General features: G+C 41.6%; 21 protein-coding genes. 10 read left to right on the forward strand and 11 right to left on the reverse strand.

Annotated elements, in window-relative coordinates:
• Positions 1 to 88 precede the first annotated feature (88 nt).
• Entirely contained in the window at positions 89 to 1,444 is a 1,356-nt protein-coding gene (locus JVX94_RS10745) for an alanine/glycine:cation symporter family protein (protein ID WP_073204292.1), read from the forward strand.
• Between the two features lie 77 nt (positions 1,445 to 1,521).
• The gene (locus JVX94_RS10750) at positions 1,522 to 1,737 is read left to right on the forward strand and encodes a DUF1128 domain-containing protein (RefSeq protein ID WP_003214000.1); all 216 of its coding nucleotides are present in this window, start codon (positions 1,522 to 1,524) and stop codon (positions 1,735 to 1,737) included.
• Between the two features lie 108 nt (positions 1,738 to 1,845).
• On the opposite strand, the gene JVX94_RS10755 is transcribed toward JVX94_RS10750, so the two are convergent.
• On the reverse strand, positions 1,846 to 2,364 hold the full coding sequence (locus JVX94_RS10755) for a type 1 glutamine amidotransferase domain-containing protein (RefSeq protein ID WP_095407973.1): 519 nt from the start codon (positions 2,362 to 2,364) through the stop codon (positions 1,846 to 1,848).
• A 254-nt stretch (positions 2,365 to 2,618) separates the two neighbouring features.
• On the opposite strand from JVX94_RS10755, the gene JVX94_RS10760 reads away from it, so the two are divergent.
• Complete coding sequence (locus JVX94_RS10760) at positions 2,619 to 6,911, forward strand: multifunctional 2',3'-cyclic-nucleotide 2'-phosphodiesterase/3'-nucleotidase/5'-nucleotidase (RefSeq protein WP_205183036.1); 4,293 nt, start codon at positions 2,619 to 2,621, stop codon at positions 6,909 to 6,911.
• 39 nt (positions 6,912 to 6,950) lie between these two features.
• On the opposite strand, the gene JVX94_RS10765 is transcribed toward JVX94_RS10760, so the two are convergent.
• The 7 genes from JVX94_RS10765 to JVX94_RS10795 form a co-directional block, all read right to left on the reverse strand.
• Positions 6,951 to 7,385 (reverse strand): terpene synthase, encoded by a 435-nt coding sequence (locus JVX94_RS10765; RefSeq protein ID WP_095407971.1) that lies wholly within the window; start codon positions 7,383 to 7,385, stop codon positions 6,951 to 6,953.
• Between the two features lie 71 nt (positions 7,386 to 7,456).
• Entirely contained in the window at positions 7,457 to 8,185 is a 729-nt protein-coding gene (gene treR, locus JVX94_RS10770) for a trehalose operon repressor (protein WP_095407970.1), read from the reverse strand.
• A gap of 19 nt (positions 8,186 to 8,204) precedes the next feature.
• Entirely contained in the window at positions 8,205 to 9,905 is a 1,701-nt protein-coding gene (gene treC / locus JVX94_RS10775) for an alpha,alpha-phosphotrehalase (protein ID WP_205183039.1), read from the reverse strand.
• A 15-nt stretch (positions 9,906 to 9,920) separates the two neighbouring features.
• The gene (treP, locus tag JVX94_RS10780) at positions 9,921 to 11,357 is read right to left on the reverse strand and encodes a PTS system trehalose-specific EIIBC component (RefSeq protein ID WP_205183041.1); all 1,437 of its coding nucleotides are present in this window, start codon (positions 11,355 to 11,357) and stop codon (positions 9,921 to 9,923) included.
• A gap of 168 nt (positions 11,358 to 11,525) precedes the next feature.
• Positions 11,526 to 11,912 (reverse strand): DnaJ family domain-containing protein, encoded by a 387-nt coding sequence (locus tag JVX94_RS10785; RefSeq protein WP_024425857.1) that lies wholly within the window; start codon positions 11,910 to 11,912, stop codon positions 11,526 to 11,528.
• A gap of 185 nt (positions 11,913 to 12,097) precedes the next feature.
• The gene (locus JVX94_RS10790) at positions 12,098 to 13,825 is read right to left on the reverse strand and encodes a methyl-accepting chemotaxis protein (RefSeq protein WP_095407967.1); all 1,728 of its coding nucleotides are present in this window, start codon (positions 13,823 to 13,825) and stop codon (positions 12,098 to 12,100) included.
• A gap of 31 nt (positions 13,826 to 13,856) precedes the next feature.
• Positions 13,857 to 15,515 carry a pyridoxal phosphate-dependent decarboxylase family protein gene (locus JVX94_RS10795; RefSeq protein WP_144485748.1) on the reverse strand — a complete coding sequence of 553 codons (1,659 nt, stop codon included), beginning with the start codon at positions 15,513 to 15,515 and terminating at the stop codon, positions 13,857 to 13,859.
• A gap of 579 nt (positions 15,516 to 16,094) precedes the next feature.
• Between JVX94_RS10795 and ltaS the strand changes: the two genes are divergently transcribed.
• Both ltaS and JVX94_RS10805 read left to right on the forward strand, forming a co-directional pair.
• On the forward strand, positions 16,095 to 18,077 hold the full coding sequence (ltaS, locus tag JVX94_RS10800) for a lipoteichoic acid synthase (protein WP_144485749.1): 1,983 nt from the start codon (positions 16,095 to 16,097) through the stop codon (positions 18,075 to 18,077).
• Between the two features lie 98 nt (positions 18,078 to 18,175).
• On the forward strand, positions 18,176 to 18,763 hold the full coding sequence (locus tag JVX94_RS10805; RefSeq protein WP_205183043.1) for a YjgB family protein: 588 nt from the start codon (positions 18,176 to 18,178) through the stop codon (positions 18,761 to 18,763).
• Positions 18,764 to 19,013: 250 nt separating this feature from the next.
• Here JVX94_RS10805 and JVX94_RS10810 read toward each other — a convergent pair whose 3' ends face one another.
• The gene (locus tag JVX94_RS10810) at positions 19,014 to 19,517 is read right to left on the reverse strand and encodes a DoxX family protein (protein WP_095407961.1); all 504 of its coding nucleotides are present in this window, start codon (positions 19,515 to 19,517) and stop codon (positions 19,014 to 19,016) included.
• A gap of 437 nt (positions 19,518 to 19,954) precedes the next feature.
• Between JVX94_RS10810 and JVX94_RS10815 the strand changes: the two genes are divergently transcribed.
• Together JVX94_RS10815 and JVX94_RS10820 are read left to right on the forward strand one after the other, a co-directional pair.
• Positions 19,955 to 21,316, forward strand: a complete 1,362-nt coding sequence (locus JVX94_RS10815; protein ID WP_205183045.1) for a DJ-1/PfpI family protein — start codon at positions 19,955 to 19,957, stop codon at positions 21,314 to 21,316.
• Between the two features lie 516 nt (positions 21,317 to 21,832).
• Positions 21,833 to 22,591 carry a DUF817 domain-containing protein gene (locus JVX94_RS10820; RefSeq protein WP_095407959.1) on the forward strand — a complete coding sequence of 253 codons (759 nt, stop codon included), beginning with the start codon at positions 21,833 to 21,835 and terminating at the stop codon, positions 22,589 to 22,591.
• Between the two features lie 18 nt (positions 22,592 to 22,609).
• Here JVX94_RS10820 and nagE read toward each other — a convergent pair whose 3' ends face one another.
• Positions 22,610 to 23,977, reverse strand: coding sequence for an N-acetylglucosamine-specific PTS transporter subunit IIBC (nagE, locus tag JVX94_RS10825; RefSeq protein WP_481748182.1), 1,368 nt, complete (start codon positions 23,975 to 23,977; stop codon positions 22,610 to 22,612).
• 188 nt (positions 23,978 to 24,165) lie between these two features.
• On the opposite strand from nagE, the gene map reads away from it, so the two are divergent.
• The 3 genes from map (at position 24,166) to JVX94_RS10840 (ending at position 25,472) form a co-directional block, all read left to right on the forward strand.
• Positions 24,166 to 24,915, forward strand: a complete 750-nt coding sequence (gene map, locus JVX94_RS10830) for a type I methionyl aminopeptidase (protein ID WP_111291791.1) — start codon at positions 24,166 to 24,168, stop codon at positions 24,913 to 24,915.
• A gap of 123 nt (positions 24,916 to 25,038) precedes the next feature.
• The gene (locus JVX94_RS10835) at positions 25,039 to 25,200 is read left to right on the forward strand and encodes a hypothetical protein (RefSeq protein WP_087976421.1); all 162 of its coding nucleotides are present in this window, start codon (positions 25,039 to 25,041) and stop codon (positions 25,198 to 25,200) included.
• 134 nt (positions 25,201 to 25,334) lie between these two features.
• Positions 25,335 to 25,472, forward strand: a complete 138-nt coding sequence (locus JVX94_RS10840; RefSeq protein WP_064497716.1) for a YflJ family protein — start codon at positions 25,335 to 25,337, stop codon at positions 25,470 to 25,472.
• Between the two features lie 42 nt (positions 25,473 to 25,514).
• On the opposite strand, the gene JVX94_RS10845 is transcribed toward JVX94_RS10840, so the two are convergent.
• Positions 25,515 to 26,165, reverse strand: coding sequence for an MOSC domain-containing protein (locus tag JVX94_RS10845; RefSeq protein WP_205183047.1), 651 nt, complete (start codon positions 26,163 to 26,165; stop codon positions 25,515 to 25,517).
• Positions 26,166 to 26,249 lie beyond the last annotated feature (84 nt).

The following is a 26,249-nucleotide window of genomic DNA, read 5'->3' on the forward strand; positions in this document are numbered from 1 at the left end:
TTGCAAGAAAAGCTCTCATCGCCATTGACAAAATACACAAAAACAGGAGAAACTTTAGGAGAATTACACAAACAAAGGGGGATATTAGATGGGAATAATTGAGCAGTTTGTCACGACGATGAACAATTTTTTGTGGGGGCCTCCCCTGTTGATTTTAATTGTTGGTACTGGAATATACCTCACCTTTCGCATTCTCTTCATTCAAATTAGATTACTTCCTTATTCTTTAAAGCTCGCTTTTTCAAAACAAGACAAAATGTCAGAAGGAGATATTTCACATTTCCAAGCGTTAATGACGGCTCTTGCTGCAACTGTCGGTACAGGGAATATCGTCGGTGTGGCCTCCGCTGTTATAGCCGGTGGTCCTGGTGCAGTTTTCTGGATGTGGTTTGCTGCATTTTTCGGGATGGCAACCAAGTTTGCAGAAGCTGTTCTAGCTGTAAAATACAGGGTCAAAAATGAAAAAGGCGAAATGTCTGGCGGACCTATGTATTATTTAGAGCATGGATTAAAACAGAAATGGCTAGGGGTGCTATTTGCTGTTTTCGGCGCCAGTGCTGCCTTTGGGATCGGCAACCTGGTCCAGTCTAATTCCATTTCAGGCGTCATGAATTCTACTTTTCAAATTCCAACATGGGTAACAGGTATCATCATTACGGCTTTTACAGCACTTGTGATTTTAGGCGGAATCAAAAGCATTGGCCGGGTCACATCTATCTTTGTACCCGTCATGGCTTTATTTTACGTCATTTGCGGTCTAATCATTCTTGTTATGAATGCTGATCTTGTTCCAGGCGCAGTCAGTCTTATTTTCTCAGATGCCTTTACTGGTCAAGCCGTAGCAGGGGGTGCAATTGGGACTGTCATTCGCTGGGGTGTCGCACGAGGAGTTTTTTCCAATGAAGCAGGTCTTGGGTCAGCACCAATTGCTGCTGCAGCTGCGAAAACGGATATGCCTGCACGCCAGGCTCTCGTCTCTATGACGCAAGTGTTTATTGATACCATCATTGTTTGTTCTATCACTGGCATTACCATTGTCATGGCAGATATGTATTTAACAGTGAAAAGCGATGCGCTGACTTCGTTATCCTTTGCTCACTTCCTCGGTCCAGCTGGCTCAACCATTGTGGCAATCGGACTGCTCTTGTTTGCCTATTCAACCATCATTGGCTGGTCCTATTATGGAGAGAAATGCTTTACATATTTGGCGAAGGATTCGTACGTCATGTATTATCGCATCGTCTTTGTGATGGCTGTCTTTTTTGGCGCCGTGTTTAAGAATGACTTCGTATGGGGCGTAGCAGATATGTTGAATGGTCTGATGGCCATTCCAAACTTAATTGGCCTTATTGGTTTATCGGGCGTTGTCGTATTTGAATCAAAACGAATCATTGAAAAAATTAAACAGGAGAAAAAAGAGAAAAACATCTCGGTGTCGTCTTAATAGCCCTTTTATTCTTTTGCTTTTCTGTTAAAATAGACATATTATTCAACACATATGCAGGAAAGGACGTGCCGCCCTTGTCAGAGCAAAAAGCGGCTGAAGTCAATCAGCTGATTGAAGACATTTCGCAAAAGTTAAATATGCTGAACATTGGAGTCATCAAAGCCGAGGACTTCAGTCCAGACAAGTACGAAGATATTGAATTTCTACACCAAATGGTGATGAAAAAATCTTCATTCAGCCCAAGTGAAATGCAAGCCATCGCAAGCGAGTTAAAAAACTTAAGAAAATAATCGTGCAAAGGAAACTAAGATTGCGGTTTTCGCCGCTCTCTTACATCCATGCACAGAAAAAGCCAGCACCCCGCAAGGTGCTGGCTTTGTTTATCCTGTCAAAACTGCTTATTTTGCGAGCAGTTTTAATGATTCACGGTTAAATGCTGGAATGTCATCAGGTGTACGGCTTGTCACAAGCTGATCCTGACAAACGACAACTTCTTCATCTTTGAATTTTGCGCCTGCGTTTTCCATATCTACTTGAATGGATGTATAGCCAGTCGCGCCTCTGCCTTCCAGCGTCTTCGCTGTAATAAGCAATTGCGGTCCATGACAGATCGCAAATACTGGTTTTTTCTCGTCCATAAATGCTCTTGTGAACTTTACATAGCGATCATCTGCACGCAGAATGTCTGGTGAGAACCCGCCAGGAATCAGCAGTGCATCGAAGTCTTCAGGCTTCACGTTATCAATGGACGCATCCACTCTCACTTCTGCTTCTCCTTGCTTCCCTTTCACTGTTTTTCCTTTTTCGTTTTCAATTACTGTGATCTCATGGCCTGCATCTTTAAAGGCTTTTGCAGGCTCGGTGAATTCAACATCCTCAAAGTAATCTGTTAATACAACTGCAATTTTCTTACCCATGTAGAAACCCTCCTGCTTGATTATCGTTTACACTACACACTATACCCGGGTACATTGAAATCAAACATCCTATCCCGATCAGAAAACCCCTTATGATGAAAATAAGCATTTAGACTTATTTATATTCCCTCAACAAGGTAATTCGTATGATTTATGTTATCTTTACAATAATCTGCAAAAAATAACTACAAAAGTTAACGAAACATTTCTACAATAGGTATTGTGGTCAAAAAAATTAGAAAGGCGGAGATCAGGTGAAGAAGCAAGCACATAGGTCTAAACGAAGGAAAAACCTGTCTATTCTGCTCACTTCCATTATGATGATTAGTCTCATTCTCCCAGCAGTACCTACTCATGCAGCAATAGAAAACGGCGATGCCGTAAAAGTAAGCATCTTAGCCACAACGGATGTTCATGCGAACATGATGAATTACGATTATTACAGCGACAAAGAAACAAATGAATTTGGTTTGGCAAAAACAGCCGAGTTGATTGAAAAGCACCGTTCACAAAATCCAAATACACTCCTTGTTGATAACGGAGACCTGATTCAAGGAACCCCTCTTGGAGAATACGTTTACAAAAATGAAAAAGACAGTATCATCAATCAAACAAAGGTTCACCCCATTATTCATACACTCAACAAACTAAAGTACGATGCAGGAACACTTGGCAATCATGAATTTAACTACGGATTATCATTTCTTGACGGTACCATTGCCGGGGCTAACTTCCCGATTGTCAATGCGAACGTCAAAAAGTTAAATGGAGAACACCGTTTTACGCCTTATGTGATTCAAGATAAGACCTTTAAAGATGCAAACGGAGCTTCTCAAACTGTGAAAGTCGGTTACATAGGATTCGTTCCACCACAAATTATGACGTGGGATAAGAAGAATTTAGATGGACAAGTTCAAGTGCAGGATATCGTCGAATCTGCCAATGAAACCATTCCTGAAATGAAGGAAAAAGGCGCAGATATCATCGTCGCTCTTGCCCATACAGGAATTGAAAAAACCGCTTCGCCTAAAGGATCAGAAAATATGATCTTTGACCTTGCCACAAAAACGAAAGGCATCGATGCGATCGTGTCCGGCCACCAGCACGGCACATTCCCAAGCGCTGAATATAGCGGCGTCGACAAATTCGATGTCTCAAAAGGAACGATCAACGGCATTCCAGTCGTCATGTCAAAAAACTGGGGAAGCTACCTCGGAGTCATTGATTTAACATTAGAGCCTGACGGCAGCAAATGGAAGGTCACAGACGGAACAGGAAAAATTGAATCTGTTGCAGGAGTCACCTCTCAAAACAGCACTGTGAAAGATGCCATTCAAACGACGCATCAAAACACACTTGATTATGTGAGAAAACCTGTCGGTAAAACAGAAGCAGATATTAACAGCTTTTTTGCTCAAGTGATGGATGACCCTTCTATTCAAATTGTGACAGATGCACAAAAATGGTATGCACAAGAAAAAATGAAGGATACGTCATACAAAAACTTACCGATTTTATCTGCAGGCGCTCCGTTTAAAGCCGGCGGCCGAAACGGTGTGAATTATTATACGAATATCGCAAAAGGAGATTTAGCGATTAAAAATATCGGCGATCTCTACCTTTACGACAACACCGTGCAGATTGTCAAACTGAAAGGCAGTGAAGTAAAAGACTGGCTCGAGATGTCTGCCGGACAGTTTAATCAAATCAAACCAAACGATTCAAATGAACAGCCTATTTTAAACGAAGAATACCGCTCGTATAACTTTGATGTGATTGATGGTGTCACCTATCAAGTCGATGTGACACAGCCTGCTAAGTACAGCACAACAGGCACTCTTGTTAATGCGAATGCAAACCGCATCAAAAATCTGTCCTACAACGGGAAACCAGTCTCTGACAATCAAGAATTTTTAGTCGTAACGAACAACTATCGAGCTTCTGGCGGTGGTGGCTTCCCGCATCTGACGCAAGATAAAGTGGTGCTTGCCTCAGCTGATGAGAACCGCCAAGTGCTGATGGATTATATTATTGAACAAAAAACCATCAACCCAAGTGCGGATCAAAACTGGTCCATTGCACCAGTCAAGGGCGCAACCGTCACATTCGAATCTTCTCTTTTGGCTAAGCCGTTTGCTGAAAAATCAAGCAGCGTAGACTTTGTTCGTAACGCCAGCACAGATGGTCTTGGCGTGTACAAGCTAGCCTTTAAAGAGGATGGCACAACAGAACCGCCTGCATCAGACAACTGGAACTTAACGGTGATGCATACAAACGATACACACGCACACCTTGATGATGCGGCAAGACGTGCAACAAAGATTAAAGAAGTTCGAGCCGAAAGCAAGAACAACATTTTATTAGATGCTGGAGATGTCTTCTCTGGTGACCTATATTTTACAAAATGGCAAGGACTTGCCGACCTAAAACTGATGAACTTAATGAAATATGATGCCATGACGTTTGGTAATCATGAATTTGACAAAGGACCTTCTGTTCTTCGTCAATTCCTGACAGGTGATGCTTCAGATGTAGATGCGAAAAATCGTCACCAATTTGAAAAGCCTGCATTCCCGATTGTGTCATCAAACGTTGATGTCTCTAAGGAAAAACAATTGAGCGGCTTAGTGAAAAAGCCAGCCACATTTAAAGCTGGTGAGAAAAAAGAAGCTGGGATTTACCCATACATCCTGCTTGATGTAAACGGTGAGAAAGTGGCTGTATTCGGCTTAACTACTGAAGACACGGCCATTACGTCCAGCAGCGGTCCTAACATTCAATTCAAGGATGCGTACAAGAAAGCAAAAGAAACAGTCAACACCATTCAAACAAAAGAAAAAATCAACAAAATCATTGCTTTAACACACATTGGCTATAACCGTGATCTTGAGCTTGCTCAAAAAGTAGACGGGATTGATTTAATCATTGGCGGTCACACGCACACCCTTGTTGAAAAATTAAAGGTCGTCAATAAGAAAGAACCAACGATTGTCGCACAGGTGAAAGACTACGGACAATTCTTAGGAAAAGTAGACGTGGCCTTTAATCAAAAGGGAGTCGTACAGCCAAAGGAATCTTCTTTTGACCTCATCACCATCGATGACTCTGTCAAAGAAGATGCCGATGCAAAAGCGATCCTCGATCAGTACAAGGCAGATATTCAAGATTTAAAAACGGAAAAAGTCGGGTCTACCGATGTCCTCTTAGATGGACAACGCGAGCATGTCCGTGCGAAGGAAACGAACCTTGGGAACTTTATTGCTGACGGCATGCTGAAAAAAGCACAAGAATCTGCCGGTGCTGATCTTGCCATCACAAACGGCGGCGGTATTCGAGGCAGCATTGAAAAAGGAGATATCACTTTAGGTGACATTTTAACGGTCATGCCATTCGGAAACACACTATATGTCGCAGATCTAAAAGGCAGCCAAATTAAAAAAGCACTCGAACAAGGGCTTTCAGGCATTGAGGAAGGCGGAGGCGCATTCCCTCATGTAGCCGGCATTGAATATACGTTTACGCTGAGTAAACCAGCTGGCAGCAGACTCATTGATGTCAAACTGAAAGACCAAAACGGCAAACTAACAGACATTGATGATAAGAAAACATACCGCGTGGCAACAAACGCATTTGTCGGGACAGGCGGCGATGGCTACAGCGTCTTTACAGAAGCCTCTCACGGTGAAGACTTAGGCTATGTTGACTATGAAATCTTCAAAGAGCAAATTGAACAGGCAGACGGCGGGCACATTTCTCCTGTCATCGATCATCGAGTGAAAGAAGTGTTCCTTCCGCGTGCGAAAGGAAAAGGCGCCTATGACATTCAAGATGATGAGAAATTCCAAACGTATGTGCAGCATACAAACAAAGCATTGCTCTATTTAGACAAAGCGAGCGAAGCGAAAAGTGTTCAATTGTCTCTATCAAAAGCGCAGGTAGCCGAGCTGAAGAAAAGAGAGCAAGATCCAAACGTCACCATCTATCATGACAAAGTGGGACTCGCATTACCGCTCTCCAACTTGTCCGAGAAAAGCGCAGATATATGGATGACAAAGACGGATAAGGTGAAAAATGCATTAACGAATACGTATGATTTCCAAATCAAACAAGATCAGAAAAAGGTTTCTACCTTTAAAGATCCTGTCACACTATCCTTTACAATAGATGAGCCTCAAAAGGCGAAGAAACCTGGTGTGTACTATGTAGACCGCAAGAAAAACCGTTATGCCAAAACAAGTAACGGATCGTTCGAAAATGGGGTCGTATCAGGTCAAACTGAACATTTCAGCGAATATACTGTGCTCAACCAAAGCGGGGCAGCTGGAACAACGCCAGATCAAACTGGCGGAGACGGCGGAACTTCAGCGCCAGGCGGAGGTACAGGTACAGATCCAAACCAAGATGGAACCGAACTCCCAGGCGGCACACTGCCGAATACAGCAACGATGATGTATACAGCTGTATTGATTGGCGTACTCATGCTTGCCTCAGGAGCTATCCTATATTACTACCAGCGCAAGCGTACAAGAAAAAATGTTTCATCCTAAAAGAAAAGGACAGAGCCTATGCTCTGTCCTTTTTTCATCTCAATCTTGGGATAAATAAATCCAATTGCGCTTATCAAATTCTTTCACATCATCTGATCCTATATGACGCAGCATTCTATTGAAGAACGTGATATCATCTTCATCATCGATGGCATATAAATCCTTTTGAACATAATCTCTCGTAATAAAATTCGTTAAGTTCGTATTATTCACAAAATCAGCAAAATACGATTGGACAAGAGTTAAATCCTCTTCACTTAACTTTTCATCATTAATAATTGAAATATGAAACACATTCAAAATCGATTGTATATCTTCTTCATCCATATAACATAATGGATCTAGTTTTCGATCTTCTTCTGTAAACGGTTTTCGAGTATCTTCAATGATGACGTAACATAATATTCGGTGATCTTTCATCACGCTAAAAATTTCTAAATCCCTTAATTTTAGTGGTCGATTCAGTCTAATCATTTTTCCTCCTGTAAATCAAGATTTTGCGTTGTGTATATCCCCGCTTCTCCAAAACCTGAAATGGACAGAGCCTATGCTCTGTCCATTTTTTCTCTTCTAGCAAAATCGACGAATCTGAAGCGGTCTAATCGGTGACGGCTTTCTGTGTATTGAAATAGACTCGTATCCTCTAAGAACACATAATTCTTTACCACGACGACATGGTCAAATCCCTTCAAATCAAGGTACTTGGCGTCCTCTTCTGTACATGGCTCTACCACAAATTCCTTTTGAGCATAGCTGATCGATACACCGAGTTCTCCCTCAATATACTCGTAGATTGATCCTTCGCATATGTCTTTAGACAATACTTCGACATGCTTTTGCAAAAAGTAGTCCTTGTCTAAAATCACTTCTTCCCCGCTAATATTACGAGATCGAATGACTTTCCAAACGTCTGTCTGTTCATCAATTTTCAGCTGAGACTGAATATACTGATCCGGTTTAATTAAGCCAAATTCATGAACCGTTGTGACTGTCTTTCGGCCAAGCGTTTGGGAAAGCTCTTTAAAGCTGACAAGACCTGATACAGGAAACTGCATTTTCTCCCGATTCAGCAATACAGAGCCTTTCCCGCGGATTTTTTGGATATAGCCATTTTGCACAAGAATATTTAATGCCTTTCTCACCGTCTCCCGGGACGTGTCGTACATAATAGAAAGCTCATGCTCTGATGGAAGGGTGCCTTTATCCTGCCATTCACCTTGCTCAATTCGTCTTGCGAGCTGATCATAAATCACTCGAAACTTATTCTCTTTCATTTTCCCTCCGCCCCATTTTCTAGCGTTTGGTTAAATGATAAACGATTGACTCATATGGGCGCAACGTAAATCCCTTGATATGTGCCGGCACATCCTCATAATTGGATAACAGGACTTGACCCTCCATCTCATCTACAGCCTGCACAAGCTCATCAGGAAGCGTAAAGTCCGCCTCCCCTGGATAAAAGTGATTAATCACGAGGAGCTTCTCATCCTTGCTTTCTCTAACATAAGCAAAAATCTTTGGATCTTCTGCTAAGAGTAAGGAGAAGCTGCCATATGTGATCACGTCAAGTTCTTTACGCAGTCTGCAAAGGGCTTGGTAATGATAGAAAATAGACGTCCGGTCCTTTAATGAAGCTTCGACCGAAATGTCGTTATGGGCTGGTTCAATCCAAGGCGTTCCTGTTGAGAAACCTGCATTCTTCTCTGAGGTCCACTGCATTGGTGTTCTCGCATTATCTCTTGACTTGACCTGTAAAATGGCAAGTGCTTCTTCCTTTGATTTTCCCTTTTCTAGCATCACTTCGTACATATTGAGTGATTCGATATCACGGTAAGACGAAATGTCCTCAAAGCGAGGATTCTTCATGCCAATTTCCTCACCTTGATAAATATACGGAGTTCCCTGCATCAGATGAATCGTGGTCGCCAGCATCTTCGCTGACTGCTGATGATACGTGTCATCATCACCATACCTTGAGACGATACGCGGCTGATCATGATTGCACCAGAACAGCGCATTCCAGCCGCCGCCCTCATGCATTTTTGTCTGCCATTCAGACAGTATCGACTTCAATTCTAGAAAATCAAATGGTGCGATCGCCCACTTTTCGCCGTTTGGATAATCCACCTTTAAATGATGGAAATTGAACGTCATATCCAGCTCCTGCCGATCAGGTCTTGTATACCGAATGCAGTCTGCGATATTCGTTGAAGACATTTCTCCAACTGTCATGCTATCGTATTTCGAAAAAACCTCCTGGTTCATTTCATGCAGAAATTCATGAATTCTCGGCCCGTCCGTATAGTACATGCGGCCGTCGCCTTGCACAGATTGTCCGGCGTCATCTAAGAAACGCTGATCCTTTGAGATGTTGTTGATGACATCCAGCCTGAACCCATCAATTCCTTTTTCAAACCAAAAGTGCATGATGTCATATACTTGCCCGCGCACCTCTTCCTTCTCCCAATTGAGATCTGCCTGAGTGACATCATATAAATGAAGATAATAATCTCCTGTTACTTCGTCTAGCTCCCAGGCTGGACCGCCAAATTTCGACTGCCAATCATTCGGAGGAGATCCGTCCGCTTTTGGCTCCTTCCAAATATAATAATCTCGGTAAGGGTTATCCTTTGACTCACGCGAGGCTTGAAACCACTCATGGAAAATGGATGTATGGTTAACGGCTAGATCCATAATGACCCTTATTCCTCTCTCATGCGCTTCTTTCAGCATGCGTTCAAAATCTGTCATTGTGCCGTACATGTCATGGATTTTTGTATAATCACTAATATCATAGCCGTTGTCATGCTGCGGGGAATCATACATTGGCGTGAGCCAAATACAATCCGCCCCAAGCTCTTTAATGTAATCAAGCTTTTTCGTCACGCCATTGATATCACCTGTACCAGAGCCCGTTGTATCTAAAAAGCTCTTCGGATAAATTTGATAGACCACCGCTTTTTTCCACCATGGTTCATTTGTCTGCTGATTCAATTTCCTTCACCACCACTAGTTAAGTTCTTCTGAAAAATCCTTCTTCTTTTTTAGTTTTGCATATAAAAGAGTACCGATGAATGGGAGGATGAGGACAATCACCATTCCAATTGCAAATGCACCCCAATATTTCGGGATAATGGAGAAGATTCCTGGAATGCCTCCAACACCAACTGAACTTGCCAGTACCCCTTGAGAGGCGATAAACATGCCGGCTAATCCTGAACTGATCAGTGCAAAAATAAATGGGAATCGATAACGCAGGTTGACCCCAAACATGGCCGGTTCGGTAATTCCTAAATAAGCAGAAATGCTTGATGTCAGTGAAAGTCCTTTTTGCTTTTCATCTTTTAAGACAAACATCATTGCCAGTGCAGCTGATCCTTGAGCGATATTAGACAGTGCAAGCATTGGCCATAGGAACGTGCCGTGCAGCTTTGAGTTAATCAATTGAATATCCACAGCGAGGAACGTATGGTGCATTCCTGTAATGACTAATGCTGCATACAGACCGCCGTATAATAGACCGCCAAGTGCTGCGAATTGCTGGAATACAGCTACAAGTCCAGATGTTAGAACGTTACCGATTGCAAATGTAACAGGTCCAATGACGATAAATGATAAAAATCCAATGACTAATAACGTAATCGGTGCAACAACTAACAGCTGAATACTTTCAGGTGTCCGTTTTGTGATAAATAATTCGAGTTTTGCAAGTAAATAGGAAGCAACGAGTATCGGAAGAACCTGTCCTTGATAGCCTACCTTCTGCACTTCAAGTCCAAACAAGTTCCAAACAGGAATGTCACCGGTCTTCTCAGCCGCTCCATAGCCCCATGCGTTTAACAAGTCCGGGTGTACGAGCATTAGACCAAGGACCATCCCTAAAAGCGGATTTCCCCCAAATCGCTTCACAGCTGACCAGCCAATTAATGCTGGCAGGAACGTGAAGGCAGTGCCTGCAATTAAATTGATCATATTCGCTAAGTCAGCCCATGCCGGATACACATCCACAATCGACTTTTGATCGAAGAAAATATCAGGAGCTGTTAAAATATTATTAATGCCCATTAATAAACCGGCTGTGACGATGGCAGGAAGAATCGGTATAAAGATGTCCGCAAGCGTTTTCACAGAACGCTGCAATGGATTCAATTTCTGATCAGAGGCACGCTTGACATCCTCTTTTGTGGCTTCCCCAATTCCTGTCCTTTTGACCATTTCGGCATATACTCGATTGACGACCCCTTGACCGATGACAACTTGGTATTGACCGTTCGCTGAGAAAGATCCCTTCACTTCTTCAATTTGTTCAAGTGCTTTCTCATCAACCTTGTCTTCATCTTTCAGCACAAAGCGCAGCCTTGTTACACAATGTGTCGCTTGATCAATATTTTCTTTGCCGCCGATGGCTTTCACAATCTGATCTGCTGCTGCCTGATAATCAGCCATACTATCCCCTCCGAGATCGTTTTTTTATATAAGAAAAAAGAACCAAAAAAACTTGTATATACATGTTACTTCATATTTTATATTTGTATATACATGTAGTCAACAACAAATTGCAGCGCTTACATAAAAAAAGCTCCCTCAATGTGCTCAGGGAGAGTCAGTGTGTCATCATCTTTTTTTATGCTCTGTTAATTTCTCGTATACCTTGTTTTTGTAAAAGGAGGAGGCTGGGCGGGCAAAAGTTTGGCGCTTAGATGTAAGTTCATCCAAACGTTTTTGTTTTTCTTCACAGATGAGAGACAGTTTCTTTCTTTCCTCTCCATCTATGCTTGATTGAAGTAATTCTTTGACAGTCATGAGTTCTTTTTTCAGCGCTGTTTCTTCCCCAGCAAATCCGGCATTTTTCATGATGCGGTAGCCCATTCTAAGTTCTTCTGGTACATGAGCAGCGTCATCTTTTGGCAGAGGCTTCCCAAAGCCAGATAATCCTTCAAAAGCCCCGTTATCCATCGCTTTTTTGATCCGTTCTTCTGATAATCTCTGCGCGAAATCCATAGCGTTTCTCCTTTCGCAGCAAGTATTTGATTAAGCATAGCAAAAAAGCTGGCTCTCTCACAAGAGCCAGCTTCAGCGTCTAGACAAGCCTTCGCCTTCGCAATCGGTATCAGTCCTGCGCTTCGGTACTCGTCCCTCCTTCTCTGAAAAGAGAAAAAGGGCTAAAATATTTTAGCCCTTTTTCGTTATTTATTGTCGTCGACTTTGAAGGTTGAGACCATTTGTGCTAAGTCCTCTGACATGTCAGAGAGCTGTTCAATCGCACTTGAAATTTGCTGCATGCCAGCACTTTGCTGTTCTGTTGCTGCCGCTACTTCTTGAGAGCTGGCTGCATGTTCTTCCGATACAACAGAAATTTGCTCAATCGATGTAGAAATCGTTTGATATGCTTGCTCAACTTGCTTAATAGAAGCAAGCAAATTGTTCGTTCTTCTTGAAAACTGAGATACACCGTCGTAAATCAAAGCGAAATTTTGTGACGTGCCTTCCATTTGCTCACGTCCTTCTTCCACTGCTTTACTACTTTCCTCTACACTTTCAAGAACGCGCTGACTGTTTTCCTGTGTGCCGATGACAAGGTCTGAAACGGTTTTAGCCGCATCCGCTGATTGCTCAGCTAACTTGCGCACCTCATCTGCCACAACAGCAAACCCTTTTCCTTCTTCTCCAACACGTGCCGCTTCAATTGAAGCATTCAGTGCAAGCAGATTCGTTTGGGCTGAAATGTCCGTAATAATTGAGATGACACTTTCAATCTCCGTTGAATGAGATTGTAATTCTTCTGCTGCCTGCTTTGAGTTGGTCATCTTGTCATGTAGCATATTCAGATGATCAAGCACATGGTTCACTAATTTTTGACCAGATTCTGATTGCTCTTGTACGTCAGATGAAACAGATTTCATTTCGTCGACTTCTTTTGTGACGCCTTCGATTTGAGTATCGATCTCTGCAACGGATGTCGTACAATCCGTAATATTTGCGACAGAATCATTGATTCCTTCACTCATATTCGTCATGGCTTCTGACACTTGCTGCGCACTTTGACTTGATTCGGTCGTCACCGTACGAAGCTGTGAAGACATTTTCGACACTTCACTAGATGAGTTTGAGATTTTCGAAATGAGCTCTTTAATCCGTCCCTGCATCTTTTGGAAGGATGCGGCAAGCTGGCCGATCTCGTCTTTACTTTGAACCTCTACCATTCCAGTTAAATCACCGTCAGCAATTCGGTTCGCTGATTCCATTAAGGAACGTGCTGGTTTTGCAATCCTTCTTCCCATGATAAAGGAGAAGAGCAATCCACCGATGAGCACAATAGCAGATGCAACCGTAATGTAGATTGTCAGCTTCTTCGTTGTAGCTGGAACAATTGATGCATCTAAATCAATTCCTAGAATCCCTGTCAGCTCACCGCCTGAATCCTTGATTGGCAAAAAGACTGATTTATGTGTACCAAATGAATCTTTGTAAATATCACTTTTGACCATTTTATCTTCAGAGAGCGCTTGTTTCATCTCTTCTGAAAAAACATAATCTTGATCAAAGTCATTTTCTTCACCGGTTAGTATAATAATTCTTTCTTTTCCGCCTTTATTAGATAGCACGTATAAGTTCTCAAGCGTATGATCTTCTTGAAGCTCTGTGAATTTCTTTTTGACCTCCACATAAAGGGGATCATCTTTCCCGCTAATACCAAGGACGTTTCCATCCATATTATCGATCTCTTTCTTCGCTGTATCAATATCTGTTGTTAATCGATAATCAAATTGCTTTAATAACTGGGATGATAAATCCTGGCTCACTAGATAAAAAGTTAAAACGAATAATGCAACGGTTGCGAGTAATGTTACGGTAACGACTGACATGATTTTAGAGGATATCGTGTATCCTCCAAATTTCCTTTGTTTCGCCATTTTTTCCTACATCTCCACTCTCAGATTTGATTTAAGCATGTACATTTTCAAATTGTCCACAAACAGATGCAATCACATCTTTTAAATAAGATACGATATGAGGGATATGCTCTGGTAACGTATAAGGTGAGATGACAAAAAACTTACTAACACTTAGATAGAATTCTTGACCTTCTTTAGCATTTACAAGTAAAAACTTCGTTGTATCACCAAAGAACATTTCGTCTCTTTTTTCTCCAAGCTTTTCAAACAGCATTTTGTTCAATTCATTGTTCCGCTCAATTTCCATTGAAGTCGCTTCGCCAGAAATCTCTTCTTGAAAACGCGGTGAGCCGTCTAGGTAAATTCTAAATAATGTAGCCATTCCAACGTTGTCATCATTCACGACTTCTGCTTGCGGAATTTCCCTACTAAGTGCTTCTCTGAAGGCAAGGTTCACTTCTAAGAATTGACCGAGCAAACGCTGATAGCCTTCAATGCCAAACGTTAAGAGCACACTCAGCATACTGATTGAGCTTCCCATTCTTGAGCACTCAAGCGTATAACCCGTATGGTATTCACCGTAGCCTCTATGGCCAACATATGGTGTCTCTTGTTCTTCCAGGTCCAAACGCTTTAAGTCAGCAGCGTTTTTCACTAAGAATAAACTGGATGTGTAAGGTGTTTGGCCGAGCTTTTGAAAATCAAAGCACATTGAGTCTGCAAGAGAAAGATGCTGGAATTTCGCTTTGATTTCTTTTAGCATACGAAGAACACCGTCTGAGAATTGCAGCGGGTTTTCCGATACATCATACTCATTAAAGAAAGCAAAGAACCCACCCAGCGCCGAATCTGCATGAATATGCGGCACCTTCAGATCATACTTTTCAGCAATCGCTTCTGCTGTTTCACGTACCCCTTTTACATCATCAATTGCAATGGCATCTGTTGTTCCGGTTGTTGCCACAATATAAACGGGAATCCCGCCACCCTGTGCAACACGTTCCATTTGACAACGCAAATCTTCCATATCCATTGAATGATCTTTATTCGTCTTAATTCTGATCAAGTTGTCTGTGCCAAGTCCTGTTGCTTCCATTGACTTAAATAAGCTGTAATGTGCGGCATCAGAACAAAACGCATAAAGATTTTGCGGAACTCCTTTTCGCAGTGACTCCGGCGCAGCTTTTGCAATCGCTAAACGAAGTCCTGAAAAAATCGCTCCTTGACCTCCCCATGTTGTGTATCCCCCGCTCACATTTGGATCATATCCGATGAGCTTAGACATCATTGAGACCACTCTGACCTCAGCTTCCGCACCTGCTGGTCCATAAACATCCCATAGGTTGTTTCCATTTACCAGCATAGCCGTCAGCATGCCTAAAATTCCTGGTGTACTTGCCATTGGCAAAATGTTCGTGAAGAAATACTTGGTGTGGTATGGATGGTTATGTAAAAGCTTCAGTAATTCTTCATTCACAAGTTCCGCTTGCTTGCCGTTCATCGGAATTTGACTTGTTTCAGTGAGCTTTTTGTAAAAGTCCTCCCCACGATTCTTTTCACCTTTAAGGTGTGCACGGTTGGGATCCTTCAGGTCATCGACCCCTGAAATGATCTGCTCCATCAATTTGATGAGTTCTTTACGCTCTCCTGCATTTCCGTCCTCACTCGGAAACCAGTTCTGAACGAGGTTCTCTGCTCGTACAGTCATATACTATCAATCCTTTCAATGGAAGATTTCCTGTCATTGTCTATATCGACCCCAATTCAGAAGTTTATAGTCTCGATATGTTCACTTAAGTATATTTAGATAATTTGTTCACTTATTAAAATAAATGAAACCCTTAAAAAACACATCAAAACCATTATGTTCATGAAACACAAAAATATATTGATATATCATACAAGAGGAATTTTTATCCATGGTTTTGATCCATTCCAAGGATCATTTTTTTTGCTTAACCTGCATAAACATTAATAAACAATGGAAATACTCTCTAAATGACCATTGTAGAAATCAAATTAATTCTTTAGACTTGTGTCTTTTTACCTGTTTTATTGATATAGCAACTGGAAAATTACTGAATTTTCTGTCAATAATAGGTCGATTTTCATAAAAAGTTTTTCGATGGGCGAATATTTTCATTTTCTCTCCTTTTATTGCTCGGACAGGCTTGCAAAGGCTCTTCACCGGTTATGACTTTTCTATTTGTGCATTTCGTGGTATATTCTAATGGTTCGTTTTCTTTCGTTCCGCCTCTTCCGTTTAACGGAGAAAAGGAGTGTTTATATGAAAACATTTATTCAAAAAAGAGGTCTCGGCTTCTTTCTGGTTGCAGCCATCTTACTATGGCTCAAAACGTATTCAGCGTATTTAATCGAATTTAAACTTGGTATATCAAATGTGCTTCAGCATATTTTGCTTTTCGTGAATCCTATTAGCTCCAGCTTGTTCTTTCTTGGCTTTGCTTTATTGTTCAAGAAAAAATGGCAGCCTGCCGCTATCATTGTGATTCACTTTTTCATGTCTTTTTTACTATACGCAAACATCGTGTACTATCGATTCTTCAATGACTTTATCACGCTGCCCACAGTGATGCAGGCAGGAACGAATGGCGGACAATTAGGTGATAGTGCATTTTCACTCATGCGTTGGACTGATGTGTTTTACTTTATTGATACAATCATTTTGATCGTACTTGCAGTCCGCATGAAAAGGCAGCAGCAAACAAGTACAGCCACTGTACCTGTTCAAAAGTCAAAATCGTTTAGACTCGTCCTTGTGTCCTCTGTTGTGATCTTTGTTTTAAACTTAGTTGCTGCAGAAATCGATCGACCAGAGCTTTTATCAAGATCGTTCGACCGCAATTATTTAGTTAAATATTTAGGTGCTTATAACTTTACTGTGTTTGATGCCATTCAAAATGTGAAATCAAACAGCCAGCGTGCTCTTGCAAATTCAAATGACGTGACAGATGTAGAGAACTATTTAAAAGCGAACAGCGCTGACCCTAACCCGGCTTATTACGGGAAAGCGAAAGGCATGAACGTCATTACGATTTCTCTTGAATCACTGCAAAACTTTGTCATTGATTATAAGGTGAATGGAAAAGAAGTAACGCCATTCCTCAATTCATTGGCACACGACAACAAAACGTTTTACTTTGATAACTTCTTCCATCAAACAGGTCAGGGAAAAACGTCTGATGCTGAATTTATGATGGATACTGGATTATTCCCATTATCACAGGGCTCTGTTTTTATTAACAAAGCGCAAAACACATATCAAGCACTGCCTGGTATTTTGAAGAAGGATCAATATACGTCAGCAGAATTCCATGGCAATACGAAAACCTTCTGGAACCGTAATGAAATGTTTAAGTCCTTTGGATATGACAGATTTTACGATTCTGAGTACTACGATATGAACGAGCAGGATACGAAGAACTATGGACTGAAAGACAAACCGTTCTTCAAAGAATCCATGCCAATCCTTAAAAACATGAAGCAGCCGTTTTATTCGAAATTCATTACATTATCGAACCATTTCCCATTTGGAATGGATGAAGGTGATACTGATTTCGAACCTGGCGACTTCGGAGATTCTGTCGTCGATAACTATTTCCAATCGGCTCATTATTTAGATGAAGCGATTGAACAGTTCTTCAACGATTTGAAAAAGTCAGGTCTCTATGACAATACAGTCGTCATTATGTATGGAGATCATTACGGCATTTCTGAAAACCATAATGAAGCGATGGAAAAAGTGACAGGACAAAAAATTGGAGATTATGAAAATGCGCAGCTCATGCGTGTGCCGCTCTTTATCCATGTTCCTGGCGTAAAAGGCGGACAGATTCATAAATACTCTGGTGAAGTCGATGTCGCACCAACCCTTCTGCACCTGCTTGGCGATGATACGAAGAACTATTTAATGTCTGGTTCTGATATCTTATCGAAGAACTTTAAAGAGCTTGTGCCATTTAGAAACGGTGACTTCGTGTCTAAAGACTACACAAAAGTAGGCAATAACTATTACAGCAACAAAACAGGCGAGAAAATCGAGCCAACTGACAAGGCATCACAAGAAAATGAAACGGTGAAAAAGATGCTGGAGACATCTGATAAGATTGTCACCGAAGATTTACTCCGTTTCTACAAGCCTAAAGGCTTTACACCAATTGAACGCAACGACTATGACTATACAAAGAAAGTACAGGATGAAAAGGATTCCTCTTCCGCCAAAGATGAATCCGGCTCTTCTTCAAAATAACTTTCTCATGCTATGAACCAGCCGATCCTTGATCAGCTGGTTCTTTTTACGTTTGATCATGATTACTCCGGGTATAGGAGAAGAAGGAGGGATTTATCATGAAGAAAACATCAGCTTTTGTCGTGACTGCCTCACTTGCTTCGTCTGCCCTATTCGGTTTCAGCCCTGCGGTCTCAGCACACACCATGGCCAAACCAGCAGCAGAACAATCCGTTCCTCAAGGTCCAAAAGCCGCGCTCAACAGCATTTATAAGCTGGCACATAAAGGACAAATGCCCTACTATGCTCAGGGGCTGAAAATAGGTGTTCAAACAAAAAAAGACGTTCATCATCAGCTCGGAAATCCATATCCAGAAACAGGTCAAAGCAGCTTTGATTTGTATCATGCTGAAATGGGGAATCCCGGATTTGCTTTTCACTATGATGCAAAAGGCAAAATTGATGAAATCCGTTATTTCGGTACAAATGTAGAAAAAGAAACGAATATCGGCGGTATGACCCCTTCGTTACTAAAGAAACAGCTTGGATCAGCGGATTCAGTGAGCACCATTCCGCAGACAAAAGAAAAAAAATATGTGTATCGAACCGGTGATTATGAACTCGAATTTATCGTGGGCCATGATCCAGAAATGAGTCAGCATGAGCTCACCGTCCTGCATATCAATCTCATTAAAGCCGATTCTTAAATAAAAAAGCATCCTGAGTTTGTGCTCAGGATGCTTTTAGATTGTTGACAAAGGGCTAAAATGATCTTTATTTTAGCCCTTTGTCTTCCTTTCAGCGTGATAGAAAACCTTTGCAGTCTAGGAAGGACGAGCACCGGAGCGGAGCGAATTTGACATTCGTGAGCACCGAAGCGCAGACCTGACACCGAATGCGAGGGTTTGCCTACACGCTGAAAGCATCCTGAGCTTGTGCTCAGGATGCTTTTCTTTATTATGATGCCACTTCTAACTGCGGCTTTCTTTTCATAGTTCTTTTGAGGACTGGACCTGCGACATAATCAAGTCCAAATTTGCCTGCATTCCCTTTCGCTGCCATGATAACGATGGCTATGAGCAGAAGCAGCGGGTTCACAGAGACAGTTCCAGCTAGTAAGAAAGAGACATTCATCACGCTTCCAAAAAAGGCTGCCGTTGTTGTAAACAATCCAACAATTAATCCTAGGCCTACTAAGATTTCTCCCCACATGACCATGGCACTGAATAGTCCGGCATTCGGCAAAGCGACATTTTCTAAAAACCATACATAGAACGGATACACAAGATGACCATCTTTGACGACAGGTTCAGATATCGCAAATTGCAAATAGCCTGATGCATCAAATCCACCTGTTAGTTTTCCAATACCAGATGTCAGCCAAGTCCATCCGATATAAAGTCTTGCTGCCAAAAGGATAACGGCTGCCCATACATTCGTTTGTAAGAATTTTGTAAACATGATGTTGCCTCCTTTTAAATTATGTGAAATATTTCACATTTTCTTTATGATCTTATTATACTATGTTATATCTAATTTGTGATCTTTTTCACATACATATTCACAAATTGTTCATGAATATCTAATTTTTCCTAATCTCAAAAGAAACAACTTTCTTATTAGGGAGGAGATTCAGCGGCAAAAGCGTTCTACCATGTACAGACCTTGCTTCTTCGGCGCTGTGGGAATAGAACGGTCGAGTCATATTCAGAAAAGTGCGGTCAGTTAATATTTTAAAAGAAGCTTTCGTCTGCTGTTCGAGAAAAAGGTCCTTTACTAAGACCTTAGTCAGAGAAAATATAAGCCTCGGGCGGGTTTATTCAATTTCCTTCTTTCTTTATTATCGAAGTAAGTAACACTTCAAAATTAACTAGGGAAAATTAAGGGAGAGAAGACGATTGAATAAAGTATGGCGTTTCATCGTGTATGTATGCGTTTTCGTTCTGGTTGTTGGAGGAACCGGAGCGATCGGTTTCATGAGCACGATGCAGGAGGCTATGTCGGTTTATGATAAGCCAGTTCCTGCTTCTCTACAAAGCATCCAAACTCCTGATTATGATTCGAAAAAGCCAACAGTGGTCGTTATTTTGGCAAATGAAGTAACCGAGGTGTTTGATTTTCTCGTACCATACGAAATGTTCTCCATGACAGGTTCGTATAATGTGTTTGCGGCAGCTCCCAACAAAAACATAAAATCGTTGACGGGCGGGCTTGATGTCGTACCGCATTACTCTTTCGACGAGTTGGACAAATTGACAGGCAAAAGTCCGGATATAATCGTGATCCCTTTCATGCCGATTTTGGATGAAGCGAAATACAAGCCCGTCCGCGATTGGATAAGGAAGCACTCCGGCAAGGAAACGACATTGTTGTCCATCTGCAATGGGGCGGAAAATTTGGCGGATACCGGCCTGCTGAACAGGAAATCTGCAGCAACACATTGGGGAGATATCGGCAGATTGGAAAAGAAATATACCGAGATTACTTGGAAAAGGGATCAGCGTTACGTGCATGACGGTAACATAGTCTCCTCGGCCGGCCTGACTTCGGGGATTGATGCCACGCTGTATGTTATATCCCAGCAAATGGGAGATTTTGTAGCGGAGAAAGTGGCGAAGGAAATGAATTACCCTTCCTACGATTTTGTTCAGCATCCGCAAATGGAGCCTTTCACGGCCGGATTGAGCGATATCGTCTATATTTTGAACAATGCATTTCAATGGAGCAAGAAAAAGAACGGGGTCCTGCTGTATGACGGTGCCGACGAGCTGATGTTATCCTCGGCTTTTGACACGTACGGGGCTTCCGGAACGACAACAACATTGACGATATCCAACAAACGCGAGCCGGTTGTTACTCGACACGGTCTGAAACTGATCGCCCGATATCAAATAGAGGATGCTCCAAAACTCGACAAAATGATTTTTGTGGGGCCGGACGTTAAGACGCGCGCTGCAGATGATATCCGAAGCTGGAATGTGAACGGAGGAAAGGCTGAGCAGCTTTTCCTGCACAGTGATTCGCCAGAGCGGTTCGCGATGGAACCTGCGTTTGAAGATTTGGCGAAGCAAGAAGATATCTTGACGGCGAAATTCGCCGCCAAGCGGCTCGAGTACCGCGCCACAAGCCAGCTTAAGCTTAAAGGAGCACCATTTTCGTACGAAGCGTTCGGCATACCGATCGCTGTCGGCTTGTTGTCTATGTTCGTCGTATATTTGGTAGAAAGACGTTTCGTAAGAAGAAAGACTGTTCGCGAATAAAACAGAAAGCAAAAGCATCACAGTTTGGAATGATTTATACATGTTTGGACCAGATTAGGAAGAAGAAGCACAATCTATTTAGGATTTTTTAAGGAAAAATGAGATTGATAATGCTTTTAAAGTCGCCATGGTTGATTACTATAAATTAATTAAATTCATTATTAAACAAACGAGTACCGATAGTTCAACAAGCTATGAGTAATTTTAGGACTAAGCCCATATTCCAGTTATTCCATTAAAGGGCGCTATTATTTAAGATCAAAGGTAGAAAATGATCAAACTTTTTTCAAAATGAATTCTTCTAATTTATCGTAAAATAAGGGTTTATGAGGTATTTTTGATTAAACTTTATAAAAACGCCCTCTATTAAGAGGGTGTTCTTTGAGCTGAGTCAAAACTGAACAGGTCACCACCAGAATTCATCTTATCTTGTTCTTTCTGCTTCATAGAGGTAAACTTTTCCCTTGCTGAAACCGTCTAAGTCATTTCAGACAGTGAAAAGGGGTTTAATTTTGTATGAAAACACTATTTCATTTTGCTTATTTACAGGCCATCTCATGTCTATTCCCCGTCATGATCTTTGCGGCGCTTGCCCTATCAAAGACGGTGTCTATTCCTTTTCTTCACCGGTATGATTTCATTTTACTGCTTTGTCTTGTGGCTCAGATCCTGATGCTGACGCTGCGGCTGGAGACTTGGGCGGAGCTAAAGGTCATTTGTCTATTTCATCTCATAGGAATCTGTTTAGAAGTGTATAAAGTACATATGGGCTCTTGGTCCTATCCAGAAGAAGCTTATACAAAAATATTTGGGGTTCCACTTTATAGCGGCTTTATGTATGCAAGTGTGGCTAGTTATATTTATCAGGCATTTTCACGACTTCATGTAAAAGTGGCCGACTGGCCTCATCCATTTCTTTCAATTGGCATCAGTTTGTGCATTTATCTCAATTTCTTTACGCATCACTGGCTCTATGATGTCAGATGGTGGCTGACATGTCTGCTTGTTGTTGTGTTTCGGAAAACATCGGTTTCGTTTCGGGTTGGTCCATCTTCCTTTCGAATGCCGCTTGTTGTTTCATTTCTCCTGATTGGCTTTTTTATTTGGGTGGCCGAAAATGTCACCACCTTTTTAGGCGCCTGGCAATATCCAAATCAGCAGCATGCTTGGTCCATTGTTCATCTAGGGAAAATTAGCTCATGGTTCTTACTCGTTGTGATCAGTATTGTGCTAGTGATCGAACAGCGTAAACAAAAAAACGTTCAGCCCATTTGACCTGGCTGAACGTTTTTTTTAATCTCGATCGACTTCCTTACGGAGATCATCTGCGACAAATTCTACATTCGTTCCAATAATAATTTGTACGGATGTTTTTCCAGAAGTCAGCACCCCTTTGGCACCTGCTTTTTTCAATGTACCTTCATTTAATAAATTTGTATCCTCTACTGTTAAGCGAAGACGTGTGGCACAATGATCGATCGTGGTGATGTTGTCTTTGCCGCCAAGTCCCTCTAAGAGCATACTCGCTCCTCCTGCCGTCACCGCATCATCTGCTGCGATATCTTCCATGTCATCATCTTCCCTGCCTGGTGTTTTCAGCTTTAATAGCTTAATGAGGAAATAGAAAACGACAAAGTACACGACGCCATAAATGATTCCTACTACAAGAAGCAAGATCGGCTTTTGCGCAATGCCGAAGCTTAAGACGTAATCAATCGCACCTGCTGAAAAGGCAAAACCGCTATGAATCCCAAGGGTATTCACAATAAAAAGCGAAAGTCCCGTCAAAATAGCATGGACACCATATAAAAGTGGAGATAAAAACATAAAAGAAAATTCAATTGGTTCAGTGATCCCTGTTATAAATGATGTAAGCGCCATCCCAATCATCAGACCAGCTGTTGCTTTTCGTTTCTCAGGTTTTGCAGTTACCACCATGGCTAGACATGCCGCTGGCAGACCAAACATCATCACTGGGAAGAATCCGGTCATAAAGACACCCGCGCTTGGATCTCCTTTAAAGAATCGCGCTAAATCCCCTGTTACCCCGTTGAATTCACCAAATTGAAACCAAAATAAATTATTTAATACATGATGAAGTCCCAATGGAATAAGCAATCGGTTAAAGAAACCAAACAGCCCTGCACCTGTTGCACCAAGGCTTAAAATCCATTCTCCTAAATCATTGATTACACTTTGAATCGGCGGCCATACATATCCGAAAACGGCTGCTAATAGAATGGTGAAAAGTGCCGTCATAATAGGCACAAGCCGCCTTCCGCTAAAGAAACCTAAGTATTCCGGCAGTTTCGTATCCTTAAATTTATTGTAAACATAACCTGCCAAAAGCCCGCATAAAATACCGCCCAATACCCCCATATTGTTGGTCGAATTGATCGACGTTGTACCGGCTGACAAAATAAAATAAGAAATCGCACCTGATAATGCCGCTGCCCCGTTCCCATCCTTTGAAATACCAATCGCTACACCCATTGCAAAAATTAAAGCCAAGTTCGCAAAGATTGCATTCCCTGCCTCATAAATAAACGGGATATTGAATACATCCTCACGCCCAATGGCCAAAATAATCCCTGCTGCTGGAAGTACAGCGATTGGAAGCATAAATGATTTTCCTAGCTTTTGAAAAAACTGAAACACCATCTGACTTCTCCCCCTTTGTCATCATCATGACTAAATCGTTCATGATGTTCATAAAAAATATATCATATGCACGTCTAGTTATCTATACCAATTTGTCCACATCGATTTGAATTCCGCTCTTTACTCTTTTTGCGTAAAATGTGGTAAGCTATTGAATAGAATGAAGATATAGAAAGCGGGAATGAACAGTGATTGTCAAACATGATCATGAGTTAGAAGCCTTAAAAAAAGTCGGCCGAATTGTCGCTTTGGCAAGAGAAGAAATGAAAAGCCAAGCGAAACCAGGCATGTCTACAAAAGAATTAGATTTGATTGGGAAAAAAATATTAGAAGAGCACGGTGCCAATTCAGCACCTGAAAAGGAATATGACTTCCCTGGTACCACTTGTATCAGTGTAAACGATGAAGTTGCTCACGGTATCCCTAGTGAAAAAACCATTTTACAAGAGGGCGACCTCGTGAACATTGATATCTCAGCAGAGCTTGACGGATATTATTCCGATACAGGCATTTCATTTGTTTTAGGAACAGGTGATGCTCGTCTTGAAGCATTATGTAAGTGTGCAGAAGATGCGTTCCTTGAAGGATTAAAGCATGCAAAAGCCGGTAAAAGACAAAACCAAATTGGCCGTGCGGTCTACAATACGGCGAAAGAACAAGGATTTACCGTTATTAAAAACCTAACAGGACACGGTATTGGGAAAAATCTGCATGAAGAACCTAACCATATTTTGAACTACTATGATCCATTCGATAACGCTTTGTTTAAAAATGGCACAGTCATTGCCTTTGAACCTTTCATTTCAACAAATGCTGAATCAATTTATCAAGCTGATGATGGCTGGACATTTAAAACACCAGATAAAAGTCTAGTCGCACAGATCGAACATACGATTGTGATCACAAAAGACGAACCGATTATTTTAACAAAGCTGTAAGCAAGCAGGTCCCCTTCTTCACTGGAGGGGATTTTTTCATGCCCGTTTCACGAATCTGTCACGACTAAACAAAAATGCCTGTGGTAAAATAGGCAAAGATATGCGAAAGGGGTCTTATTTGATATGTGGTTCATCATCATAGGTGTTATCTTTTTCATCGAAAGTATTATCTTAACGGTTGTAGGGATTAAGAAAAAACAATCCATGATGACCTATCTTGGTGTTATCATCATGATTATGACGGTCGGCATGATCCTCGTTACCCTCAACCCGCCAAATTCATAAATCAATATTTCCAGCATATACATGGATCATAGGCAGATAGAATCAGTTTTCATTTCTTGATACCTGCACACTTTTCACGTCCTTTTTTGAGATGTTACAATGCAGGCAGCTTCAATTGAAAGGAGTTTTCTATCATGCATTATGGTAGCAAAGGCTGGTATGTCGAAGAATTAAAGAAGCTTGGTGTGACCAAGCATGAAGGAAGAAAGCTTCAAAGCTTAAAAACATATTTCCTTGCAAATCTTCTTGAGCAAAAGAAACGCAGCTCATAAGCGCTGAAAAGCCGTACATCTTAAGATGATGTACGGCTTTTTTTAAATGTGCTGAATTCGTTTTTCTAAAGACTTCCTCACCACATCTGCTAAAGCATCTACTTCAAGAACAGCTTTTAGTCTCTCTGGACTTGTTTGACGATATTTGACTTCATTGACCTCATGGACCGTAATCTGATGGGATGCTTTTTCTACTAATACAAGCGCTGCATCAGGCGGCACCATACCTTCTTTCAGTACACGTAAATAAAAGCCTGTATATCCTGTTTTCTGTACTTCCTTTACAAGCTTCATGTTGCCATGCTTAAGAGATAATTTCACACAAGGCTGTCTTGGCTGGCTCACCTCAACAAGTGCTTCTCCAAGCTGAAACACATCGCCAATACGCACATTCGTCTCAACTAGCTGGCGTACTGTTACATTCTCGCCAAAGGCGGCTTCTTGTAATGGGACCCCTAAAAATTGTTCAAAGTGAGCATAATGATCATACGGAAAGACGCAGACGGCTTTATCATAGCCCCCATGATGAACCAAATCCCCTTGTCCATCTCCTTCAAAATTGACCTGACTTAAATACACAGGCTCATGAATGCGCTTTTTGTTGATGGCTGTTTTGATTTCTTTTCCGTTCGCATAGGTAATGATAGGTTGTCCCACTTGGATTCCTTCTATGGCATATCTCTTCTGTCCCACGATGGCCATCTCCTTTGGTTGTCTACTGGTTTTTATTTTACATCGTTTGACAATCAAATCATAGTCGATGCGTGAAGATCAGAT

It is taken from the genome of Bacillus sp. PDNC022 (assembly GCF_016919285.1).
Taxonomy (GTDB): Bacteria; Bacillota; Bacilli; order Bacillales; family Bacillaceae; genus Bacillus; species Bacillus safensis.

What these genes read in the sequence shown, in the direction of transcription:
- JVX94_RS10745 (WP_073204292.1), top strand. Translation starts at nt 89, where the DNA reads ATGGGAATAATTGAGCAGTTTGTCACGACGATGAACAATTTTTTGTGG.
- JVX94_RS10755 (WP_095407973.1), bottom strand. Translation starts at nt 2,364, where the DNA reads ATGGGTAAGAAAATTGCAGTTGTATTAACAGATTACTTTGAGGATGTT.
- JVX94_RS10765 (WP_095407971.1), bottom strand. Translation starts at nt 7,385, where the DNA reads ATGATTAGACTGAATCGACCACTAAAATTAAGGGATTTAGAAATTTTT.
- treR (WP_095407970.1), bottom strand. Translation starts at nt 8,185, where the DNA reads ATGAAAGAGAATAAGTTTCGAGTGATTTATGATCAGCTCGCAAGACGA.
- treP (WP_205183041.1), bottom strand. Translation starts at nt 11,357, where the DNA reads ATGGCTGATTATCAGGCAGCAGCAGATCAGATTGTGAAAGCCATCGGC.
- JVX94_RS10785 (WP_024425857.1), bottom strand. Translation starts at nt 11,912, where the DNA reads ATGGATTTCGCGCAGAGATTATCAGAAGAACGGATCAAAAAAGCGATG.
- JVX94_RS10790 (WP_095407967.1), bottom strand. Translation starts at nt 13,825, where the DNA reads ATGGCGAAACAAAGGAAATTTGGAGGATACACGATATCCTCTAAAATC.
- JVX94_RS10795 (WP_144485748.1), bottom strand. Translation starts at nt 15,515, where the DNA reads ATGACTGTACGAGCAGAGAACCTCGTTCAGAACTGGTTTCCGAGTGAG.
- ltaS (WP_144485749.1), top strand. Translation starts at nt 16,095, where the DNA reads ATGAAAACATTTATTCAAAAAAGAGGTCTCGGCTTCTTTCTGGTTGCA.
- JVX94_RS10805 (WP_205183043.1), top strand. Translation starts at nt 18,176, where the DNA reads ATGAAGAAAACATCAGCTTTTGTCGTGACTGCCTCACTTGCTTCGTCT.
- JVX94_RS10810 (WP_095407961.1), bottom strand. Translation starts at nt 19,517, where the DNA reads ATGTTTACAAAATTCTTACAAACGAATGTATGGGCAGCCGTTATCCTT.
- JVX94_RS10820 (WP_095407959.1), top strand. Translation starts at nt 21,833, where the DNA reads ATGAAAACACTATTTCATTTTGCTTATTTACAGGCCATCTCATGTCTA.
- nagE (WP_481748182.1), bottom strand. Translation starts at nt 23,977, where the DNA reads ATGGTGTTTCAGTTTTTTCAAAAGCTAGGAAAATCATTTATGCTTCCA.
- JVX94_RS10835 (WP_087976421.1), top strand. Translation starts at nt 25,039, where the DNA reads ATGTGGTTCATCATCATAGGTGTTATCTTTTTCATCGAAAGTATTATC.
- JVX94_RS10840 (WP_064497716.1), top strand. Translation starts at nt 25,335, where the DNA reads ATGCATTATGGTAGCAAAGGCTGGTATGTCGAAGAATTAAAGAAGCTT.